The sequence below is a fragment of the Achromobacter sp. SIMBA_011 genome, from assembly GCF_046535435.1.
GTDB lineage: Bacteria > Pseudomonadota > Gammaproteobacteria > Burkholderiales > Burkholderiaceae_B > Achromobacter > Achromobacter dolens.
In genome coordinates, this window is record NZ_JAWRWN010000812.1 from 1 (window position 1) to 255 (window position 255).

A 255-nucleotide genomic window follows, 5' to 3' on the forward strand; every position below is an offset into this window, starting at 1 on the left:
ACTCGACTAAAGGGCATGACTTGGGATCACCCGCGCGGCTATGATTGCGTCGTTGCGGCTGCGGCGGCCTACCGCGCGCAGACCGGTATTGAGGTGCAGTGGGACAAGCGCTCGTTGCAGGCTTTTGCCGACGCGCCGATTCTGGATCTGGCAGCGCGCTATGATTTCATCGTGCTTGATCATCCGCATGTTGGGCAGATTGCCGATACCGGCGCGCTTTTGGCCTTGCCGGCTGCAGGTGGGCAGGGCACTTCG

At 62.0% G+C, this 255-nt stretch carries 1 pseudogene; it reads left to right on the forward strand.

Going from position 1 to position 255, the window contains the following annotated elements:
* Positions 1-15 precede the first annotated feature (15 nt).
* Positions 16-255: pseudogene (locus SB816_RS33245) on the forward strand (carbohydrate ABC transporter substrate-binding protein); the annotation flags it as partial.